This is a genomic window from Bacillus nitroreducens (genome assembly GCF_964021195.1).
This window is the reverse complement of the sequence record NZ_CAXHYI020000001.1, coordinates 725,175-745,062: the sequence shown is the minus strand read 5'-3', so window position 1 is coordinate 745,062 and position 19,888 is coordinate 725,175. Positions and strand designations below refer to the sequence as shown.

At 36.4% G+C, this 19,888-nt stretch carries 21 protein-coding genes; 11 read left to right on the top strand and 10 right to left on the bottom strand.

What is annotated here, in order from left to right:
• Positions 1-101 precede the first annotated feature (101 nt).
• Both ACWPVE_RS03575 and ACWPVE_RS03570 read right to left on the bottom strand, forming a co-directional pair.
• Positions 102-710 carry a hypothetical protein gene (locus ACWPVE_RS03575; RefSeq protein WP_453990727.1) on the bottom strand — a complete coding sequence of 203 codons (609 nt, stop codon included), beginning with the start codon at positions 708-710 and terminating at the stop codon, positions 102-104.
• Positions 711-816: 106 nt separating this feature from the next.
• The gene (locus ACWPVE_RS03570) at positions 817-1,626 is read right to left on the bottom strand and encodes an EcsC family protein (protein ID WP_453990725.1); all 810 of its coding nucleotides are present in this window, start codon (positions 1,624-1,626) and stop codon (positions 817-819) included.
• A gap of 168 nt (positions 1,627-1,794) precedes the next feature.
• Here ACWPVE_RS03570 and crcB (ACWPVE_RS03565) point away from each other — a divergent pair, with 168 nt between their 5' ends.
• Together crcB (ACWPVE_RS03565) and crcB (ACWPVE_RS03560) are read left to right on the top strand one after the other, a co-directional pair.
• Positions 1,795-2,175: a fluoride efflux transporter CrcB gene (crcB, locus tag ACWPVE_RS03565; RefSeq protein WP_453990723.1), complete on the top strand. Its 381-nt coding sequence runs from the start codon at positions 1,795-1,797 to the stop codon at positions 2,173-2,175.
• A 4-nt stretch (positions 2,176-2,179) separates the two neighbouring features.
• The gene (crcB, locus tag ACWPVE_RS03560) at positions 2,180-2,536 is read left to right on the top strand and encodes a fluoride efflux transporter CrcB (RefSeq protein ID WP_453990857.1); all 357 of its coding nucleotides are present in this window, start codon (positions 2,180-2,182) and stop codon (positions 2,534-2,536) included.
• Positions 2,537-2,579: 43 nt separating this feature from the next.
• Here the strand turns inward: crcB (ACWPVE_RS03560) and ACWPVE_RS03555 are convergent, their stop codons facing one another.
• Entirely contained in the window at positions 2,580-3,143 is a 564-nt protein-coding gene (locus ACWPVE_RS03555; RefSeq protein ID WP_453990721.1) for an FAD-dependent oxidoreductase, read from the bottom strand.
• 305 nt (positions 3,144-3,448) lie between these two features.
• On the opposite strand from ACWPVE_RS03555, the gene ACWPVE_RS03550 reads away from it, so the two are divergent.
• Entirely contained in the window at positions 3,449-4,801 is a 1,353-nt protein-coding gene (locus ACWPVE_RS03550; protein WP_453990053.1) for an IS1182 family transposase, read from the top strand.
• Positions 4,802-4,942: 141 nt separating this feature from the next.
• On the opposite strand, the gene ACWPVE_RS03545 is transcribed toward ACWPVE_RS03550, so the two are convergent.
• Both ACWPVE_RS03545 and ACWPVE_RS03540 read right to left on the bottom strand, forming a co-directional pair.
• A complete protein-coding gene (locus ACWPVE_RS03545) occupies positions 4,943-6,166 on the bottom strand; it encodes an MFS transporter (protein WP_453990719.1) in 1,224 nt (407 codons plus the stop codon).
• Positions 6,167-6,187: 21 nt separating this feature from the next.
• Positions 6,188-6,607, bottom strand: coding sequence for a MarR family winged helix-turn-helix transcriptional regulator (locus ACWPVE_RS03540; RefSeq protein WP_453990717.1), 420 nt, complete (start codon positions 6,605-6,607; stop codon positions 6,188-6,190).
• Positions 6,608-6,762: 155 nt separating this feature from the next.
• Between ACWPVE_RS03540 and ACWPVE_RS03535 the strand changes: the two genes are divergently transcribed.
• Positions 6,763-7,509, top strand: coding sequence for a GTP cyclohydrolase II (locus ACWPVE_RS03535; RefSeq protein ID WP_453990715.1), 747 nt, complete (start codon positions 6,763-6,765; stop codon positions 7,507-7,509).
• 152 nt (positions 7,510-7,661) lie between these two features.
• On the opposite strand, the gene ACWPVE_RS03530 is transcribed toward ACWPVE_RS03535, so the two are convergent.
• The 5 genes from ACWPVE_RS03530 to ACWPVE_RS03510 form a co-directional block, all read right to left on the bottom strand.
• Positions 7,662-8,030, bottom strand: coding sequence for an ion channel (locus tag ACWPVE_RS03530; RefSeq protein WP_453990713.1), 369 nt, complete (start codon positions 8,028-8,030; stop codon positions 7,662-7,664).
• Positions 8,031-8,157: 127 nt separating this feature from the next.
• Complete coding sequence (locus tag ACWPVE_RS03525; protein ID WP_453990711.1) at positions 8,158-9,243, bottom strand: hypothetical protein; 1,086 nt, start codon at positions 9,241-9,243, stop codon at positions 8,158-8,160.
• A 12-nt stretch (positions 9,244-9,255) separates the two neighbouring features.
• Positions 9,256-9,705: a MarR family winged helix-turn-helix transcriptional regulator gene (locus tag ACWPVE_RS03520; RefSeq protein WP_453990709.1), complete on the bottom strand. Its 450-nt coding sequence runs from the start codon at positions 9,703-9,705 to the stop codon at positions 9,256-9,258.
• Positions 9,706-9,813: 108 nt separating this feature from the next.
• Positions 9,814-10,812 carry an anion permease gene (locus ACWPVE_RS03515; protein ID WP_453990707.1) on the bottom strand — a complete coding sequence of 333 codons (999 nt, stop codon included), beginning with the start codon at positions 10,810-10,812 and terminating at the stop codon, positions 9,814-9,816.
• A gap of 16 nt (positions 10,813-10,828) precedes the next feature.
• Positions 10,829-11,449, bottom strand: coding sequence for a DUF47 domain-containing protein (locus tag ACWPVE_RS03510; RefSeq protein WP_453990705.1), 621 nt, complete (start codon positions 11,447-11,449; stop codon positions 10,829-10,831).
• Between the two features lie 182 nt (positions 11,450-11,631).
• Here ACWPVE_RS03510 and ACWPVE_RS03505 point away from each other — a divergent pair, with 182 nt between their 5' ends.
• From ACWPVE_RS03505 to ACWPVE_RS03475, 7 genes are all read left to right on the top strand, one after another.
• Complete coding sequence (locus ACWPVE_RS03505) at positions 11,632-12,360, top strand: hypothetical protein (protein ID WP_453990703.1); 729 nt, start codon at positions 11,632-11,634, stop codon at positions 12,358-12,360.
• On the top strand, positions 12,353-13,426 hold the full coding sequence (locus ACWPVE_RS03500) for a DUF3419 family protein (RefSeq protein WP_453990701.1): 1,074 nt from the start codon (positions 12,353-12,355) through the stop codon (positions 13,424-13,426). Before ACWPVE_RS03505 ends, ACWPVE_RS03500 begins: the two co-directional genes overlap by 8 nt.
• Positions 13,423-14,442 (top strand): GNAT family N-acetyltransferase, encoded by a 1,020-nt coding sequence (locus ACWPVE_RS03495; protein ID WP_453990699.1) that lies wholly within the window; start codon positions 13,423-13,425, stop codon positions 14,440-14,442. The genes ACWPVE_RS03500 and ACWPVE_RS03495 overlap by 4 nt, the downstream gene beginning before the upstream one ends.
• A 12-nt stretch (positions 14,443-14,454) precedes the next feature.
• Entirely contained in the window at positions 14,455-15,141 is a 687-nt protein-coding gene (locus ACWPVE_RS03490) for a TenA family transcriptional regulator (RefSeq protein WP_453990697.1), read from the top strand.
• A 100-nt stretch (positions 15,142-15,241) separates the two neighbouring features.
• Positions 15,242-17,284, top strand: a complete 2,043-nt coding sequence (locus tag ACWPVE_RS03485; RefSeq protein ID WP_453990695.1) for a transglycosylase domain-containing protein — start codon at positions 15,242-15,244, stop codon at positions 17,282-17,284.
• 218 nt (positions 17,285-17,502) lie between these two features.
• Positions 17,503-18,048, top strand: a complete 546-nt coding sequence (locus ACWPVE_RS03480) for a hypothetical protein (protein WP_453990693.1) — start codon at positions 17,503-17,505, stop codon at positions 18,046-18,048.
• Entirely contained in the window at positions 18,045-19,583 is a 1,539-nt protein-coding gene (locus ACWPVE_RS03475) for an SPFH domain-containing protein (protein WP_453990691.1), read from the top strand. Before ACWPVE_RS03480 ends, ACWPVE_RS03475 begins: the two co-directional genes overlap by 4 nt.
• Positions 19,584-19,888 lie beyond the last annotated feature (305 nt).

Below are 19,888 nucleotides of genomic sequence, written 5' to 3'. Positions count from 1 at the left end.
TTGTCGTTTCGATATGTATATTTTCTTATATTTGCCAGTAGATTATTCATGGAAATACAATAACAATGAAAAAGCACCTAACTAGATGCTTTTTCAATGAACTACATATATTCATTTGGTGGTGCTGGTGTACCGTGGATCGAATTTCTGTCATTATTTTTATTATTTGATGTTTGTTCATTCATTGAATCTTGTGGTTGAGTACCTTGGATTGACCCACCATCTTGCGTTTGTATGCTGTTATCTTGAATGACTTGAGGGCTAGGTTGGAATGATTGTGTGTTATTTTTTTGAGGAGCACGATATTCAACTTGCGTCTGATTTTCGTGATTCGGGTTTTCTTGTTGTATTCTTTGATAGGACTCTTCCTGTTGGTGTGGATAATCGATTGATTGTGAACGAGGATATTCTTGTGTGTATGATGAATTTTGGTTTTGATGGGGAATGTCTTGCTGGATCGAAGGCTGAGCTTGATTTTGGATATGTTCTGTAACTTGGTCGCGAGTTTCTGTAGATGTATTTGAAGTCTTGTCAAAGTATCCTTTACCTTTATCGGGATTTGATATTACGCCTAAAGCAGCCAGAATACCTACTATTGCGGTTACATAGGTTTCCCATGTCGTTAAGTCAATTTGTGAACCAAAGTCCTTAAACACCATATATACGATTGAGATAAGAGAGAGCCATAATCCATAATTTTTCCATTTCATGTTTTGATAACTCCTTTGCGGTAGTTTCAGGGGTATCTTATTCGTTTCTTGAAAAAAACGTGACTACCATACAGGATTGTTGTCCAAAGCCCCATAAATGGGGCGTTTAGGATGTGCCCGATTCATTTTGCAATCTTTCCAAGATTCGTCTTTTACGGTATAACATATTACCAGTCTCAGTAAGATCTCGAATCATGGAGCGATTTGATACGGCACCAAAAATGATTCCTGCGATTGGAATCATTTGAAGAAGCTTTTTCCAACCAAATTGATCTCGATAGGTATAGACAACCTCACGCCAACCTTGTAGTTGCGACATCATTTCATTTGACGAGTTTCTACCATGATAAAACGAAGAAAGTTCTTTCAGTATGGCTTGTTTACCAACTACATCTGCGGATGAAAATTGTAAGCATTTTATGATAAAGATACGTTCGTTTTTGTCCTTTGGATCGTAACCATGAATAATGGCAATCTCTTGTAAGGTTTTTAATGACATTCCTAGCAATGCAGGGATATCAACTGCCAGTGTAAATATTCCACCGACTCCTGTCGTTGCACCCTGAAGGGTAGCAACCTTTGCCCACTTTTCAGCATGCTCCTGACTAGCGTCAATCATGGTTTGTATAGATGTTTGTTCAATATCTGAAATACTTTCAATTGAGGACTTTGCCTGTTTTTCTACAAGTTTAAATATGGCTTTTTCCTGCACGAGATATTTACCGCCAGTTTGAATGTAACTGCCAATTTCATCAAGTAATATCCCGATTTTTTCATGAATGAACTTTGGAGTAAGTTTATCAAGGAGTTTAAAAGGAAGTCTACCAATCCGGTCCCAAAACCATAATCCACTCTGGTCTTTCTCCCAAGCTTCAATCTTTTTTAGTTCATTTTCGAGTAATTGTTTAGACTCCATTTGCATTCCTCTTTCTGAATTGTACTCTTTTATGTGTTACGTTTGTAATTCAAAATAGTTTCATAAATATTTTCTACCGACTGGGTTTTCAGTTCTCAAATATAATTGCCACATCCATTATATTGTAAATATGATATAATAACCTAATCAAAAATGAGGGTAGTGATTATGATGAATGTAGTGGTTGTGATGATTGGTGGATTTCTTGGTGCTATCTTTCGCTACCTTGTAGGAGAATGGTTACCTACATCTCATGGATTCCCAACTGGAACCTTACTAGTAAATGTAATAGGTTGTCTATTATTAGGATGGTTATTATCTTTTATTGCGAATCAAACAAACGTGAACCCAAAGGTTGCTCTCTTTCTGAGTACTGGGATAATCGGATCTTTTACAACATTCTCCACTTTCTCAATTGAGGTTATTCATTTAGTGGATGAAGGAAAGTTCGGCTTTGCAATAATATATGTGTCAGTCAGCATTTTGGGAGGATTGTTATTATCATATTGTGGAAATCGATTGGCAAACATACGGACAAGGGTGAAATAACTTGATGATTTTAGTTGGAATAGGAGGCGCGTTAGGAGCGGCGAGTAGATTTCTAATCGGAAACTGGATTGTGAAAAAAACTGGAAAGACATTTCCGTTCGCAACTTTTTACATAAACACTGCTGGTTCACTATTACTAGGAATCTTAACAGGAATGAGGCTCCAAGACATGATTCCAAGCTGGTCATGGTGTTTGCTAGGGATTGGTTTTTGTGGTGCATTCACGACATTTTCGACCTTTGGGTATGAAACTGTTCATCTATTTCTTGAAAAAAAATACAAGATCGCTATTTTATATCTAGCATCATCAACTGTTTTTTGTACTGTTCTAGCTTTATTTGGCATCCAAATAATAGTATAAAAAGCCAGGAGAATCACAGACTCCTGGCTTTTGTATGATCTTATTATTTTTTTAGGACGTCGTGGTCCACATAACGTTCACCGTTCATTTCACTGATGACATTGATTGCAACCTTCGCACCATCACCAGCTGTGATGATCGTATGAACACTAACACCTGCACAAGTTCCAGCAGCCCAAATACCTTCTATATTTGTTTTTCCTGCAGAATCAACATCTAGGACAGTTTTTATACGAGGCTCTGTACCTTCTTTAGTTGCAACGCCGGCTGCTGCGGCAACATCTGTTAACGCACCAGTAGCAAAGATAACATGTTTACCTTCGTATTCGCCGTTTTCAGTTACTACTTTAAAACCGTTTTCGGATTTTTCAACGGAAGTAACCGCTTGTTGTACAACCTCTGCACCAAACTTTGCTGCTTGTTTTTGGCCAATTTCAACAAGTTCAGGACCTTCGATTTCCATCACACCATAGTGGTTCTCTACCCATGCGCGTTTTGTCATTCCTTTATCACTGTCTAGAAGTAATGTTTTCTTCCCAGCTTTAGCTGCAAATAAAGCTGCACTAGCTCCTGCAGGGCCTGCACCAACAATAACAATATCAAACATTGATTCAACACTCCTTATGTAAAATATACTCAACCATAATTATACCCATTTGTTATATCCCAATCTAATCATCTGCTTTTAAAGTTTTGAACAAATGATTAGTGTAGATCGTTATATATACTTCAATTTAACGATAGGACAAATTCACATTCATTCATCATTAAAGAAAAAAGGACAAAAGGAAAAAACCTTTTGTCCTCAGGCTGTCGAGAAAGTCTCGACAGCCTTTATTCTTTTGATACACTTTACTAATTCACCGCATTAATATGTTATAATATAGTTAATAAATTAGGGTTGGTGATATTGTGTTAAATACTAGGGAAAATACACAAAATGAAATTGAATTTGTATCAATTGACGAGCTTGTTCCAGATAACCATCTGTTACGAAAAATAGATAAATACATAGATTTTTCTTTTATAATTGAGAGAGTAAAACCTTACTACTCTGAAGATAATGGTCGACCTTCGATCGACCCTCTTGTTCTTTTTAAAATGATGTTTATTGGATATTTTTATGGTATCCGTTCCGAAAGACAACTTGAACAAGAGATAAAACTTAATGTCGCATATCGTTGGTTTTTAGGTCTCAGATTTAAAGATCCTGTACCACATCATTCCACAATAAGCTGGAATCGCCATAAGCGTTTTAAAGATACAGACATCTTCCAAGAAATCTTTGATGAAATTGTTCTTCTTGCAATGAATCACAAAATGGTTGGCGGAAGAGTCTTATTTACGGACTCCACTCATCTCAAAGCTAATGCGAATAAACATAAATTTACAAGGGAAGAAGTTGAAGTAGAAACTCGTGAATATTTAAATGAGTTAAATAAGGCAATTGAAGAAGATCGTGCTGAACATGGAAAAAAGCCTTTAAAGGAAAAGGAGGAGGTGAAAGAAACAAAAGAGATTAGAGTAAGTACCACAGATCCAGAAAGTGGGTTTATGTCGCGAGACAATAAGCAAGAGATGTTCTGTTATTTAGACCATCGGACAACAGATTTGAAGTTTAACATTATAACTGATGCATTCGTAACTCCAGGTAATGTCCATGATTCAATACCATATCTTAGCCGTTTAGATCGTCAAATCTTACGATTTAACTTTAATGTGGAAGCTGTTGCTCTTGACTCTGGATACTTAACTAATCCGATTTGCAAAGGATTATCAGATCGTAAGATCTTTGGAGTTATTGCCCATAGAAGGTATCAACCAACAAAAGGACTCTTTCCAAAATGGAAGTTTAAATATAATAAAGAAAATGACATTTATGTTTGTCCAAATAGCGAGGAACTAACATATCGTTCAACTACAAGAGAAGGTTACCGAGAGTACAAGTCAGATCCCAAGAAATGTTCAACCTGCCCTCTTCTTGAACAATGCACTAGATCCCAGAATAAGCAAAAAGTTGTTACTCGTCATGTTTGGGAAGATCATAAAGATAAGGTGAGGCTAAATCGCCTCTCTCCAGAAGGGAAAATTCTTTATAAGTTTAGAAAAGAAACCGTAGAGCGAAGCTTCGCAGACTCAAAAGAGCTGCATGGGCTTCGCTACTGTAGGTTACGGGGAATTAAAAATGCTAGTGAGCAGGTATTACTTACAGCAGCCTGCCAGAACATGAAAAAGATTGCCAACCACCTAGCCAAGCAAGGCTAGATGGTTGGGAGTGATATTTTCAAGATTTTTGATAAAGAATAATGTCAACTTACAACTACAAAAACCACCGAAAACAAAAAGTGTAGAGAAAAAATACCCCTTTCTCTACACTCTGAGGACAAAAGGAAAAAACCTTTTGTCCTACATATGCTCTGAAATTTGTTGATAAGTTGGATCTGTTTGTTTGCCCAATTTTGTTGATCGATCATGAAGAAAATAATAAAGCACAATTCCAAGTAATACATAAAAAGAACTAAATAAATAAAATGTTCCAAGACCTATTTGCGCGCTAATAAGGCCGACTATGGATGAACCAATTCCAATTCCCGTGTCAAAAATAGATAAGAATGTAGCTGTGGCAGTACCTCTGCGTGTGGGTGCCGCAGCTTGAATAGCAATCGTTTGAAAGCTTGGAAATAAGGTCCCCCAGCCTAATCCAATTAAAGCAGCAGCCAATAAAAACACAAACGAATTAGATGAAATTCCAAGGACGAACATTCCTATTGCAAATACAATAATGGATGGATAAATAATTTTATTTGCACCATATAGGTCAAACCATCTTCCAGTGAAAGGTCGTGATACGAGAAGGACGATTGCATATACGACAAAAAAGAAACTTGAAACAGCAAATAGTCCTATTTCTTGAGCATATACAGACACAAACGAAAGGATAGAGGAGTATACGATTCCTATTAGACCGCCCACAATAGAGATTTTTATGGCTGGAACCTCAAAAAGATCGGCAAAAGAAAACTTCTTTTTCGTTCTTTTTTGTTGTGTATGAACTTCTGGCAACTGTGATGGTATTTTCACAAAATATCCTGATAGAAATGCAAGAATGGCACAAAGTGATCCAACAATAAAAACACTTACCATCCCAGATTTGTTCATCAGAGTCAATCCTAAGAACGGACCAATGACCATTGCTAAGTTAGTCGACATAATAAAATACCCCATGCCTTCGCCTTTTCTGGAATCAGGAATAAGATCTGCAACAATTCCTCCAGCAGCTGTTGTAGCCATCCCGAATCCGATTCCATGTAATAGCCTTAATAACAATAAAGTATAGATGGATGGAGTGAAAAAATATAGGAGCGATGAAATCAAGAAAAGAAGCAATGAGAGTGTAAGAACATTCTTTCTTCCAATGGTTGTAAGCCATTGTCCCGCAAATGGACGTATGATAATAGCGGAAAATAAAAATACCGTAACCATGAGTCCAGCTTCTAATTCATTCCCACCTAAATCATTCAAGGTATAAACGGGTAATGATACTAATAAATAATAAAATGTTAAAAAAACAAAGAAATTACTAATCGAGAGACTAATAAAATCTTTCGTCCAAAGCTTTTGTTTCCCCATTACACTCAATTCCTCCTGTTGTTATTTCGTAAGTTGCTTGAACCACTTGTTCAAAAGGTTATGAAGCTGATCTTGCAATTCGGGTGGAAATTCTCGAACCAGTCTTTTATTCATTCTAATTATGGCTTGTTCCCATTTCGGATACTCCGCTAATGCCTTTTCCGTTAACTCAATTTGTTTCGTACGTTTGTCAGAGCCTTGAACCTGTCGTACAAGATTGAGTTTTACAAGCTTTTGGATATTTCTAGTCATTGGCGGGGCTTCTACACTCAAGTATTCGCATAGCTCAGATTGAGACATGGTCCCTTTTGTTTTTAAAACAAATAAAACGGACCATTGAGCACTAAATAGTCCGAAGGGTTCTAATGTTTCATTTACATGTTTTGTAAGCTGACGTGATAATTGATGCACGGCATGAAATAGGGTATGACCTGTTTCCATATTAACACCTCTAAAATCAATTAGTTACCTAGGTAACTATATCATGTTCAAACTAAAAATGGCAAGTCAATTCCATTACCAAAATGGATATCTTGGATAATTAAATGGATTAAATGAAAAACTACTTGTAATTCATTCAATTGGGGGGATCAGTTTTGATTTCTAAAGAAATTCTATCCATTTTGGAAGAGAAAATTACACTTATTGAAAGAGGAGACAAAGCGATATACTTAGTGGGTCCAATCCAGCTACCAGTTAATTTAAATGGGGAAACAGTCATTTTTCAATGGTATTGCTGGCTTCTTTGTAATGAAGTGACAATAGACGCAAATCGTATCATCCAAAAGCTATCATCAACAAATCTTGCAGAAATGCAACAATCTAGTGTTTTGGTATTTGGTGATTTTGAGAATGCGGATGAGGCACTTATTAGAATGCACAGTATTTGTCATACGGGTGATATTTTTGGTAGTAAGCGTTGTGACTGTGGGTACCAATTGAAACAATCAATGAGAATCATTGTGGATCATGGTGCTGGAGCCTTATTTTACCTAGCGAATCACGAAGGACGGGGGATTGGCTTATTTAGTAAGGCAATGGCTTATATTTTACAGGAAAATGGTCTAGATACTGTTGAAGCAAATATACAACTGGGCTTCCAAGATGATACTAGAAACTATGAGGATGCAATTCGAGTATTAAAAACATTACGGACAAAACCAGTATCCTTAATTACGAATAACCCTAAAAAAATTGAAGCATTGAAAAACTCTGGTATGAATGTTTCGGATCGGATGCCAATCTGGGGAGATATATCAGAATATAATCAAAACTACTTAAAGACGAAAGTTGAAAGAGCAGGCCACTTAGTTGAGATGGCTCAAGACGAGCAACCATTCTAATTGAAGTAAAAAAGGTTCGCTATTAATGAATAATCGAAAATGGCGAACCTATTTAACTATCAAGTACTTTCAATCCTGGTACCAGTGGGGAAGAGGCACGAACTAAAAACAGGAGTCTGAGAATCCATCATACATTCATAATGAAGACCACACTAGTCATAAGGAAAATTATCACCCTCCATGTTTCGAAATGGAGGTAGAAACTGAATCACAATTACAACCGGTAACAAATACCCAATCAATGCCTCGATAATTGCAACAGCCCTTGAAATCCCAAATGGCGTTACATCACCATAACCAACAGATAAGAGTGTAATTGCACTAAAATATAACGATCGTGTTACTACATCAAGGGACTGCTCTTGGTGTGAGTCTGATGCATAATGGTCATGAACAGAACCAAGATTAAAAAGATCCAATAAAATATATATAATGGCAAATGTTAATAATGTATTAAGATAAACAAAGATAAAAATTAACCCGCGATACAGGGTTTTTTTGCGATGGATAAATGACTTCATCTTAAATCTCACATCCTTATAGCGAGCCTTTGTATAAGTATATTAAGAAGTCATTAGAATAGACTAGCCTTGAGTTCAACGTTTTATAAAAAACTCGGCAGATTTTACCGAGCGCAAGAATAAATGATTATGATTCATGAGTGGTATTTTTCTCTTTTACCCATTTATTTAATTCATGCAAAAATGCGTCCTTGTTATCAACAGTTACATAAAGCTTTGTTACTTCTCGTTTTACGCCGAATGGGAGGGTGGCTAAAGTTGGTTCTGTTAAAATAATCTCGAATTGTGGATCCTCTTCGATTAAGTCTGGTAGCGTAATGGCAAAGCTATGTTTTTCTTTAGCTCTTACTTCTTTTTTTGTTATGGTCGGTTGAATCGATAGAATGGTATTTAAATCAACCACGATTTCGCGTCGTATGCCAACCTGGGCAAGGAGTTTATCATCCTTAATGACTATGGGAGAAAGACGTACTGCGTGGTAATCCGCAATAATCCAAAGCAATGCATATAAATCTAACGCTGTTATAATCCAAGCAGCCGTGTGATTCCAAAAATGAGCAATTAGAAAGTGGACTCCAATGACCTCTATGACCATTGCATGAGCGAGCATGATAAAAAGGCCGAAATAGCCCGAATTCTTGTGAATAGTAAATGAACGAAGATGATTTCCGTCTTTCCACTTCTTCTTCCAAGCAAAGAAACCATAATAGAAGATTGAAAAATCATATACAAGAATGTCATTCAGTTTTTTCTTGCCAAATGTTTTATTCATTGCCATCCTTATAGTTGAAGGATAAAAAAAATTAATTTCTTTTAGCTTTTTATAATGTTGAAAAAGTAAAGGGATTTTACGTACTAGTAGGACTAAGAGAAATAGTTCAATTCCAATAAAAAGGGCTTCGAGTCCAAATATCCCGTATTTTACATAATCAAAAATGACTACATCACGATGTGGAGCAATGAAATAAACAAACCAAAAGCCACCAATGAAAACTGGGAGAAGGGTAATCAAAGAAAGTCGATTTCTAACTACAAATAAGTAGAAAAAAAGTGGTAATACAATGGTTACGTCAAATAAGGATGCAAGGATTAATGTATCTGTTACGGGTTCAAATGGTTGAATAACCATTAACGTATAATTTGAGCTTAAGATTAACAAAGCCACAATGATAAAAATATAGATGGACCTGTTTTTTTTGAGTGAGTACGACATAAAAATTCCCCCTTATTCTTCAGACTCGATATGAGAAGTAGTTATAATCGTATGAAGCTTTCGCACGATTGTTTGGAACTGTACCATTTCCTCTTCTGTAAGCTTTGAGTAATACTTTTCCATGATTTTTTGGTCAATTTTATCGCTTTCTTCATATAATTCGACTCCTTTAGAACCAAGTGAAATGAGGATTTCACGTCTATTATTCGGGTTAATTTCTCTTTTAATGTAATGTTCACTTTCTAGCTTGTTCAAAAGTTGACTTACAGCACTTGCAGAAATATTCATTAGCTGTGCTAGTTCATTTACTGTAATTATTTTCGCTTGATGTACGTGATGTAATACAATGGACTGTTTGGTGGTAATATCATATTTAAAAATTGATTCGAATTCTTTGAGTAAAAGAGAATTAACCTCATCGAGAAGATTAAAGGTTTCTTTCATATATGTTTTAATATCCAATGTTAACCATCCTTTAAATTTAATAATACAAAATAATTAAGTTATCTTAACTATATTATAAACTTAATTATTTATGGTAGCAATAAAAAAAGGTAGCTTTTGCCACCTTTAAAAAAATATGTTTAAAATTTGATACATGATTCCAGCAAGCAATGCTGAAATTGGAAGTGTAATGACCCAAGTTAGAACGATTTTTCGAGCGACTCCCCACTTAACACCTTTTACGCGCTGAGCTGAACCGACGCCCATGATTGCAGATGAAATAACATGAGTAGTACTAACTGGTAAATGAATATATGTTGCTCCAAAAATAATCAATGCAGAGGACAGGTCTGCAGCAGCCCCATTTATCGGACGGATTTTCATAATTTTACCACCGACTGTTTTTATGATTTTCCAACCACCAACTGAGGTTCCGAGCCCCATTGCAGTGGCCGCAGAGATTCTTACCCATAGAGGAATATCGTTTGACGTTGTAAATCCACCAGCAATTAAGGCCATTGTTATAATCCCCATTGCCTTTTGTGCATCATTTGTACCATGAGTGAAAGCTTGAAGTGATGCAGTGAAAATTTGGAAAATCCTAAAGCCCTTATTGGTTTTATAAAGATTGGAATTGCGAAAGATGACTTTAAATAGACTCATCATAATAAATCCAACAGCCAATGCAATGAAAGGTGAAAAGAGAAGTGCTTGTAATATTTTTATGAAACCATTGTAGTTTAGAATTCCAAACCCAGCTGCCGAAATAGCTGCACCCGCGATTGAGCCGATTAAGGCATGAGAGGAGCTACTCGGAATCCCGTAATACCAAGTAATAAGATTCCAGGCAATCGCCGAAAGTAATGCAGCTAAAATGACAACTGTCCCATTTGAAATAGCAAATGGATCCACAATATCTTTTGTAATTGTTTTCGCTACACCCGTGAACGTAATTGCACCAATAAAGTTCATGGAGGCCGCTAAGACTATGGCTACACGAGGCTTTAGTGCCTTTGTTGATACACTTGTCGCAATCGCATTAGCTGTGTCGTGGAACCCATTTATAAAATCAAAGGCTAGTGCAAAGAAAATAATTAAAATAGTAAGCAAAAATAATGTATCCATGGCAAAAGTTTCTCCCTTAAGCATTTCTCATAATAATTGTTTCTAGCGTATCAGCGACATCTTCACAGTAATCTGAAATGCCTTCTAGAATCTCATATATCTCCTTGACTTGGATAATTTGAATGGGGTCCTTGACAGTTTGAAAAAGTTTTTTGATGGAAACTCTTAATAGTTCATCACACTGTGATTCATAATCATTGATTTTGATTGCATGTTTTCGCATATCTAACAGCTTTTTTGAAGATAAAAGCTCGATGGCATAAAATATTTCAATTGTGCTTTTATGGATCAAGTCTGCATATGAAGTCATATATTCGTCTGTTTCTGTTAACGTATACATTTCAAATCTAGCCGCACATTGCTCCATTCCGTCTAACACATCATCCATTTTCATTGCTAATTGTAGAATATCCTCACGCTCAATTGGAGTAATAAACGAATTATTCAACTCAGCAATTAAGCCGTGGATAACATCATCGCCTTTTTTCTCAAATCTCTTCATTTCAATAGAAAACTCTTTTAAATCACTCATATTTTGAATTTTAAATTGTACAAAGTAATCTGCTGCTTCTTTGAGATTTGTAGAGATCGTCGAAAGTGCCTCGAAAAAAACATCCTTCTTCTTGTTTCCAAACATAGAATTGTTCCTCCATACAAAAATAACTATTATTTCAATTCGTACCATAAAGATGGTTACCCATTCTTTTAGTATCTATAGAAAATTAAGGAAATATACTTGAAATTTATTGTGTGTAGTGTAAAATTACACTAACGGGATGGTGTAATTTTACACTATGGACGATGATTGGTGGTTAAGCTATGGATATATTTCAAACAAAAGAAATACATGCAAATTTAAAAGATGAAATGATTTCGCTTACAAATAGAGTTAGTGGAGTTGGTGAAGCATATCTTCTTTCAAGGTTCGAGATCTATAACAAGGTTGTTTGCTTAAGACGAAATCAAAAGCTTTTAGCTTTTCAACTTGTTCAAACTTTTGAACTAGGTGGGGAAAAATATGTCTATTTTGGACCTTTGTTCTCAAAGATGAGCTGTTTTCTCGACCTATTTATGGATTATCTCCTTTTTGTGATGGGTGAAAATAAAGGTAGGAGTATTCACCTCCTTGCAGAAATTGAGAATCCTGAAGTTCTGCTACTATTTAAAGCATTATTTGAGGACCAGGCTTTTCCGAAATTTCAGGATTGCCATGTACCCGATGAAATAAAAAAGTCTTTACTTGTATTTTCAGAGCAGATTTCACATATTGAAAATCTTGATATACAACGTTTGACTTCATCATCAAAGGATTCACTTTATCAACACAGACGGGCTCATGTAGAGATAGAGCAATGGTTACATTCAAGAAATATTGATCTTTCAAATGGTAAGAAGGTTGTATTATACTCCACGATTTCACACGAACCAATTACACGTAAGGAATTTAAGGTGCAGCTAGAAAGAAATAGAAAACAAATGGAGAAATGGAAGGAAAGGAAGAAGGAAGTCTTAGGTCTATTTAAAGGAGGAATTGTGAGCAGTGTCTAACATTTATTTTTCACAGATAAGAGAGGATAGCTTAGTGGAAAGGGAGATTTCAAGTATCGTAAACCCAAAGAAAGTACTTGTCGTAGGATCTGGAGGTTGTACGGCCCTTTCCATACTGAATGACTTCGTTGATCGAGTTCTCTGTATTGATATAAATCCAGCACAATGTGCTTTGATTGAGTTAAAGAAGGCGGGAATCCAATACTTTTCATTGGATGAGTTTCTCGCCTTTATTGGAGAATCTCCATGTGAAAATCGAGTTGAAATGTATAAAGTCCTAGCAGAGGATTTGCCTGACTATGCAAAAGAATTTTGGGATAAGCATCTTCATGAAATTGAGGTAGGGATTAATCGATGTGGTATAAATGAACGCTTTTATAGATTTATAGGGGAGAATATCTGCCGAAATATATATGATGAATCGGTTTGGAAAGAATTATTTTCTGCAAAAACTTTAGAGGAGCAACAAGCCTTCTATGAAAAATATTTAACTACCCAAGAATGGAAAACAGCAGTCAAAATTTTATTGAGCAAAACATCCCATCTTCTATTTTTTCCACACTTTATGTTTGCGAATGCAAGTGAAAATGACTTTGGTCACTTCTTTATGAATCAATTTGAGAAAGAAGTGAAAACAAAGCCCATTCATAATAATTATTTCTTAAGTCAAATCATACTCTCATCCTATTTAGAAGATGAACACGAAGGGGTTCCATTTTACTTATCGAAAGAAGGTTTTGAATCGGCCAAACGGAATAGTCATAAACTTACAATTCATCCCAATAGCATTCAAGCATTTTTAATGAAGGAAAACTCCATTGATGCCTTTTATTTGTCAAATGTATTTGACTGGGCAGATGTGAACGGAAAGGAAGAGATTTGTAATGGAATTTTACAGGCGAAATCTAAAAATGCCTTTGTCTTGTTCCGAAATATGCTAAGTACAAGTCAGTTTCCTGCCTTTTTTATGAAACAATTTATGTATGACGAAGAGCTGTCAAAACGTAGTGAGTTATTGGAACGTTCGATGTTATATCAAAAAATAACCGTTGGGCAGTTTGTATGACTTATCAATTTAATGAACTTGATAAATCCCATGGGGAACAACTGCTCCAATTAGCTAAAGAAACAAATACAGGAAGCGATCTGTTTTATGTGGATCGGACTCCAGACTTTTTTCGTCTGTCCGAAACGTTTGGGAAAACAAGACATTTCGGATTGTTTAATGAGGATTCGTTAATCGGCAGTGTTGCGGTTAGTCAACAAAAGAGAGTAATTGAAGGAAAGTGTCAACTTGTATACTACCTGAATGACTTAAGAGTACATCCCGATTATCATCGGACATTTGCTTATTATCGACTGATAGAACATCTACTAACACTTTATCGTAATGAAGGGACCGTAAAATGGATGTTTTCTACAGTTCTTGATAGTAATACCAATAAAATATCTTTAAGCAAGGGATACAGGCTTATTCCTAATGGAGTTGAAATCGGTAAAACCGTTCATATAGGTGTGCCGATGTTTATGAAATCTAGAAAAAATAGCTCTGTTGTATCGGAGATAGATGGTGAAAGAGCATGGGAGATTTATAAAAAGATGGCCAAATTCCAATCATTTTCCCCTTGTGAAAAGAAGATATTTCTAGAAAAAAATGGATTGTTTTTTGTATTGAAAAATGAGAAGAATGATGATTTATCAATTTGTAAACTTGTTAATCGATCAGATGCTAGAAAGCTTCGTCTATCTAAGAAGCTTCCAATCTCATTTAAAATTGTGAATGCTCTTTGTAGGATAGCGGGGTGTCCACCATTGCCAAATCCTGGAGAAGAATTTCAGCATGGCTACATGGCGTTTTTTGCTACAAGGGAATCTCCAAAGAGATCTAGAGATGAATTCATTACCTATATTCAAAGGACGTATAAACACAACTTCTCTTATTTGTTTTTTGGCACATCAGTTGCGGAAGCCAGTCACTACCAGGGGCGTCCATTTCATATTAGACTTTCGTCCACAACATTTGCATATGGAGATATTCCAGAAAACCTTTCAATGAATTACCACGAATTAATACTAATATAGGAGGATTTCTAAATGGAGAAATTTATTGAGTTAAAGAGAGTAACAGATTGTATGTTTGTTGAAAAGAAAATTGAGGAACACCCATTGTTCGTCGAAATGATGGACGGCAAGTTAACAAATGAACAGCATAAAGAAATTGCGTTACAAATATATTATGTTGTCCTTTATTTTCCGCGTTTTTTGTCCGCAATTTTAACGAATATGTCAGATTTTCGAATGAGAATGCCGCTTGTTGAAAACTTGTTTGAAGAGCATGGGAAAATGAAAGAAAAATATGTTCATAGCGAGACCTACAAAACTTTTTTGAAAGGAATTGGGATAACAGAATTCGAAATTAACGAAAGTAAGCCAAGCATCCCAGTCATTGCTTACAATCGAGCAATCACTGACTTATGTCTGCATTATCACTACTTGGAAGGCCTAGCTGCACTTGGAGTAATAGAAGAAATTGTCGCAAGAGTTTCTCCATTTGTCGGTCATTATGCCAAACAAACTTACGGTAGTGATAACAAATCACTTGTACACTTTACTGACCATGAAGTGCTCGATGTTCAGCATGCTAATGAAATATATGAAGTAGTAGCGCAATGTTATGAAGGTGACCAAAAGCAAATCATCGAGCGCGGTCTACAATTAGGCATGTATTATCATACAAGAATGTACACGGATATTTTGGAAGGAGTTCGTAATAATAAATAAAATTAATTAGTATCCCCTTAAAAGAGAACCCTGTTCGAATACATATATATAGTGCTAATTTTGTAATATATAGTATTTGTCTAATCTGGAGGGCATTCGAATGGGAAAGAACTTCATTAAGATTTTGTCTGAGGTAGGAAGGATAAAAATCATCCTGTTAGTTGGGTTGGTTTTTATTCTTTTTGTAACGATTGGACTAAACATGTATATCAACTCCCGCGATGTTAGTGCATTAAAGAATCCATTACCAGAACCAACCATTATTTATGATAAAAACGGAAAGATTGCTAGTAAAGTGCCAGGGTCTAAGATAGATGGTGCAAGTTACGAAGATATTCCACCACATGTCATCAATGCGGTTATCGCCATTGAAGACCAACGATTTTACAAACATCCTGGAGTCGATTACATTGGAATTTTTCGCGCTCTTTTTCGAAATGTAAAAGCGGGCGAAATTGTTGAGGGCGGAAGTACGATTACCCAGCAGTTAACAAAGAACGTTTTTTTAACACATGAGCAAACATTAAAGCGAAAAATTGATGAGTTTTTCCTTGCTCAGAAGATTGAACGCACTTTTTCAAAAGAAAAAATAATTGAAATGTATCTGAACCAAATTTATTTTGGCGAGGGTGCTTGGGGTATTAAAAATGCTGCAAGAACTTATTTTGGTAAAGAGGTTAGTGATTTAACAATTAGTGAAGGTGCAATCCTAGCAGGATTAATAAAAGCTCCTTCAACAATGAACCCATTAATCAATCAGGAAAAATCATTTAATCGTAGGGACCTTGTACTTGCAATGATGGAAGAACAGGGATATCTTACATCAGACCAGGTGAAGGAAGCAAAGTCTCAAGAGATTGTGTTTAAAGGACGCCAACTTGATCCATATAGAGGTAAGTACCCCTACTATATTGATTATATTATTGAAGAGGCCATTGAAAAATATGGCCTCACACAAAATGAGGTCATGTCTGGGGGCTTGGAGATTTATACAGATCTTGATCCACATATGCAGGAATCTGTGGAGAATGTTTTTAAAGACGATAGCTTATTTCCTGACATCGCAGAAGATCAACTGATTCAAAGTGGTGCTATTTTAGTAGACCCGAAGACTGGTGGAATTAGTGCTCTAGTTGGAGGGCGCGGTGAGCATGTATTTCGTGGTTTTAATCGTGCGACCCAATTAAGAAGACAACCAGGTTCAACCATCAAACCACTTTCTGTATACACTCCTGCACTTGAACACGGCTACAGCATATACGATGTTTTACCTGATCAACCAATGAACTTTAACGGATATGAGCCAAAAAATGTATCTGGTAGATTCAAAGGTAGTGTGACCATCTATGATGCCGTTAGGAATTCTGACAATGTTCCAGCTGTATGGCTATTAAATGAAATGGGAGTAAAAGCAGGGATAGATGCCGTTAACGAATTCGGTCTCCCAATAACAGAAAATGATCAAAATTTAAGTCTTGCTCTTGGTGGACTGGATAAGGGGGTTGCTCCTATCCATATGGCCGAAGCATATACAACCTTTGCAAATGAAGGAATGAAGACGAAGGCACACGCAATTTCAAAAATCGTTGATTCCAATGGAGAGGTCATTGCTGAATGGAACGAAGAGCCTGAACAAATCACAAGCCCTGAGGTTGCACAAAGGATGACATATATGCTGAAAGGCGTTGTTGAAAATGGGACTGGACGCAATGCGAGAATAGATGGAAGGGAAGTTGCAGGTAAAACAGGCTCAACTCAAGTCGGAATTCCTGGTATAAGCGGAGCAAAGGATATTTGGATGGTCGCATATACACCTGAGCTTGTGGGGACTATTTGGATTGGATATGACAAGACCGATGCCAATCATTATGTATCAACAACAAGTGCAACTGCAGCAACGATCCTTAAAGAAATGATGCAACAGTCATTACTTCATATTCCACCTAGCTCTTTTAATCTCCCAGCTTATCAAGCTCCGATAAGGAAAACTGAGCAGAAGCAGAAGGAAAACAAAGAGCAAAATCAGAATAAGAATGAGTGGGAAGAGCATAAGAAGAAACAAAAAGAAGAAAAGAAACAGAAGAAAGAAGAAGAGAAAAGGCGGAAAAAGGAAGAAAAAAAGAAAGACAAAGATGATGATTAAAGAGGTGGCCCCAGATATGACGGGGCTTCTTTTTTTACAGTCTAACAATGAAATTTACTTGTAAGGATATTTATTTTTACAATATTGTATCTTGCTGTAGGTCGAGGAATATATACGATATGGATGTGTAGGAATTTTAAAAATAATGAAACCTTTCTCAATGGTTAATCGTAAATGATAATGTATAGAAATTCAAATTCATTAGTGGAGGTGAAGCTATGGAGTTATTCGGATATAACATTGAAACCATTTATCTTATCGGCTTAATCATAAGTGGAATTGGCACTCTTCTCTTTATTTTATTTGGTGATTTTTTAGATGGAATCTTCCCAGAAGGTTTTTTAAGCCCTACACTCATTTTTTCATTCCTCACTTTTTTAAGTGCATCAGGTTACATCTTTGAAAAAATATTTTCTTTTCATAGTTTCTTAATTTTTATTGTTTCACTTGTTTTAGCACTTATTTTAGTAACTCTATTGAATGTTTTTGTCTTAGTTCCATTGTCCTCTGCCGAAGAGTCCATGGTATACCGGGAAGAAGATTTGAAAGGCAGACTCGGCAAGGTCATTACTTCAATCCCTGTTGATGGCTATGGTGAAGTAGTAATCGAGGGGATCAGTGGAACAATCTCTAAATCAGCAAAGGCCTTTAATAATGAACCAATTTCATATGATGAAAAGGTTCTTATTATAGATGTGAAAGAGGGCGTTGTATACGTCTTACCTTACCAAAATATGAAGATTAAAGGGGGAAATCAAACATGACAACAGGAATTTGGATTGTAATAGGAGTTGTCGCATTTTTAATTCTTGCACTAATCGGGGTATTCGTTACTAAGTACAGAACAGCGGGGCCAGATGAAGCTCTTATCGTAACAGGAAGTTACTTGGGTGGGAAAAATGTTCATGTGGACGAATCTGGGAACCGGATCAAAATTGTACGTGGTGGCGGTACTTTTGTACTACCAGTTTTCCAACAAGCTGAACCACTGAGTCTCTTATCGAGTAAATTAGATGTGCAAACGCCTGAGGTTTACACAGAACAAGGTGTACCCGTAATGGCCGATGGTACAGCCATTATTAAAATCGGTGGTTCTATTTCTGAAATTGCCACCGCTGCAGAGCAATTTTTAGGTAAACGAAAAGAAGATAGAGAAAATGAGGCTAGAGAAGTATTGGAAGGTCATCTTCGTTCGATTCTCGGGTCGATGACAGTTGAAGAAATCTATAAAAATAGAGAAAAGTTCTCACAAGAAGTGCAGCGCGTTGCATCACAAGATTTGGCTAAAATGGGTCTTGTCATTGTATCGTTCACAATTAAGGATGTTCGTGATAAGAATGGTTACCTCGATTCATTAGGTAAGCCAAGAATTGCTCAGGTAAAACGTGATGCTGACATTGCAACTGCAGAAGCAGATAAGGAAACCCGTATTAAGCGTGCAGAAGCAGATAAAGAAGCAAAGAAATCTGAGCTAGAGCGAGCAACAGAAGTAGCAGAAGCGGAAAAAATCAACCAATTAAAAATGGCTGAGTTCCGTAGAGAGCAGGATATTGCAAAAGCACGAGCTGACCAAGCCTATCATCTAGAAGAAGCAAGAGCGAAACAAGAAGTTACAGAACAGCAAATGCAAATCCAAATCATCGAAAGACAGAAACAGATTGAACTTGAAGAAAAAGAAATTTTACGTCGTGAAAAACAATACGACTCAGAGGTAAAGAAAAAGGCTGATGCTGATCGATATGCAGTCGTTCAAGCGGCAGAGGCTGAAAAAGCGAAACAATTAGCAGAGGCAGATGCGAATAAATATCGTATCGAAGCAATGGCAAAAGCCGAAGCAGAAAAAATCCGTATTGACGGTCTAGCAAAAGCGGAAGCTCAGCGTGCACAAGGGGAAGCTGAAGCAGACATTATTCGTCTAACTGGTCTTGCTGAAGCGGAAGCAAAACAAAAAATTGCTGAAGCATTCGAGCAATATGGAAAAGCTGCAATTCTTGATATGATCATTAAGATGCTTCCTCAATACGCGAAAGAAGTGGCTGCACCATTATCAAATATTGATAAAATTACGGTTGTGGATACAGGTAGTAGTGGGGAAAACGGTGGCGCCAATAAAGTAACAGGTTATGCCACGAACTTGATGTCAACCCTTCAAGAATCTTTAAAAGCCTCATCAGGTATTGATGTGAAAGAGATCATCGAAAACCTCTCAGGTAAAGGCAATGTGAAAAACAGTATCGACAATTTAACCGACGAATTGGCCCAAACAAGAAAAAACACCGATGTAACAGAGATAGAATAATGAATGTTGATGGAGCAGCCTATTCAGGCTGCTTTATTTGATGTAACCTTTTTTGGCTAATTTGATTTTGACAATGATAGCGGTGAAATCTGTGGGAGAGTCCAAAACAGGAGTGATCTGAAAAGGGATAACAGTGTAAAAACATGGAATAGATCAAAAGAAGATATGATTGCGACAGGGAACTTGAAGAAATTCAGGTTAAAGTCCAAATAAGACTCTGATTGCGACAACGATAGTGAGAAATCCTTAGGATAGTCCAAATAAAAGTCTAATATCGACAATAGTAGCTCAGTAAGTCACAAATA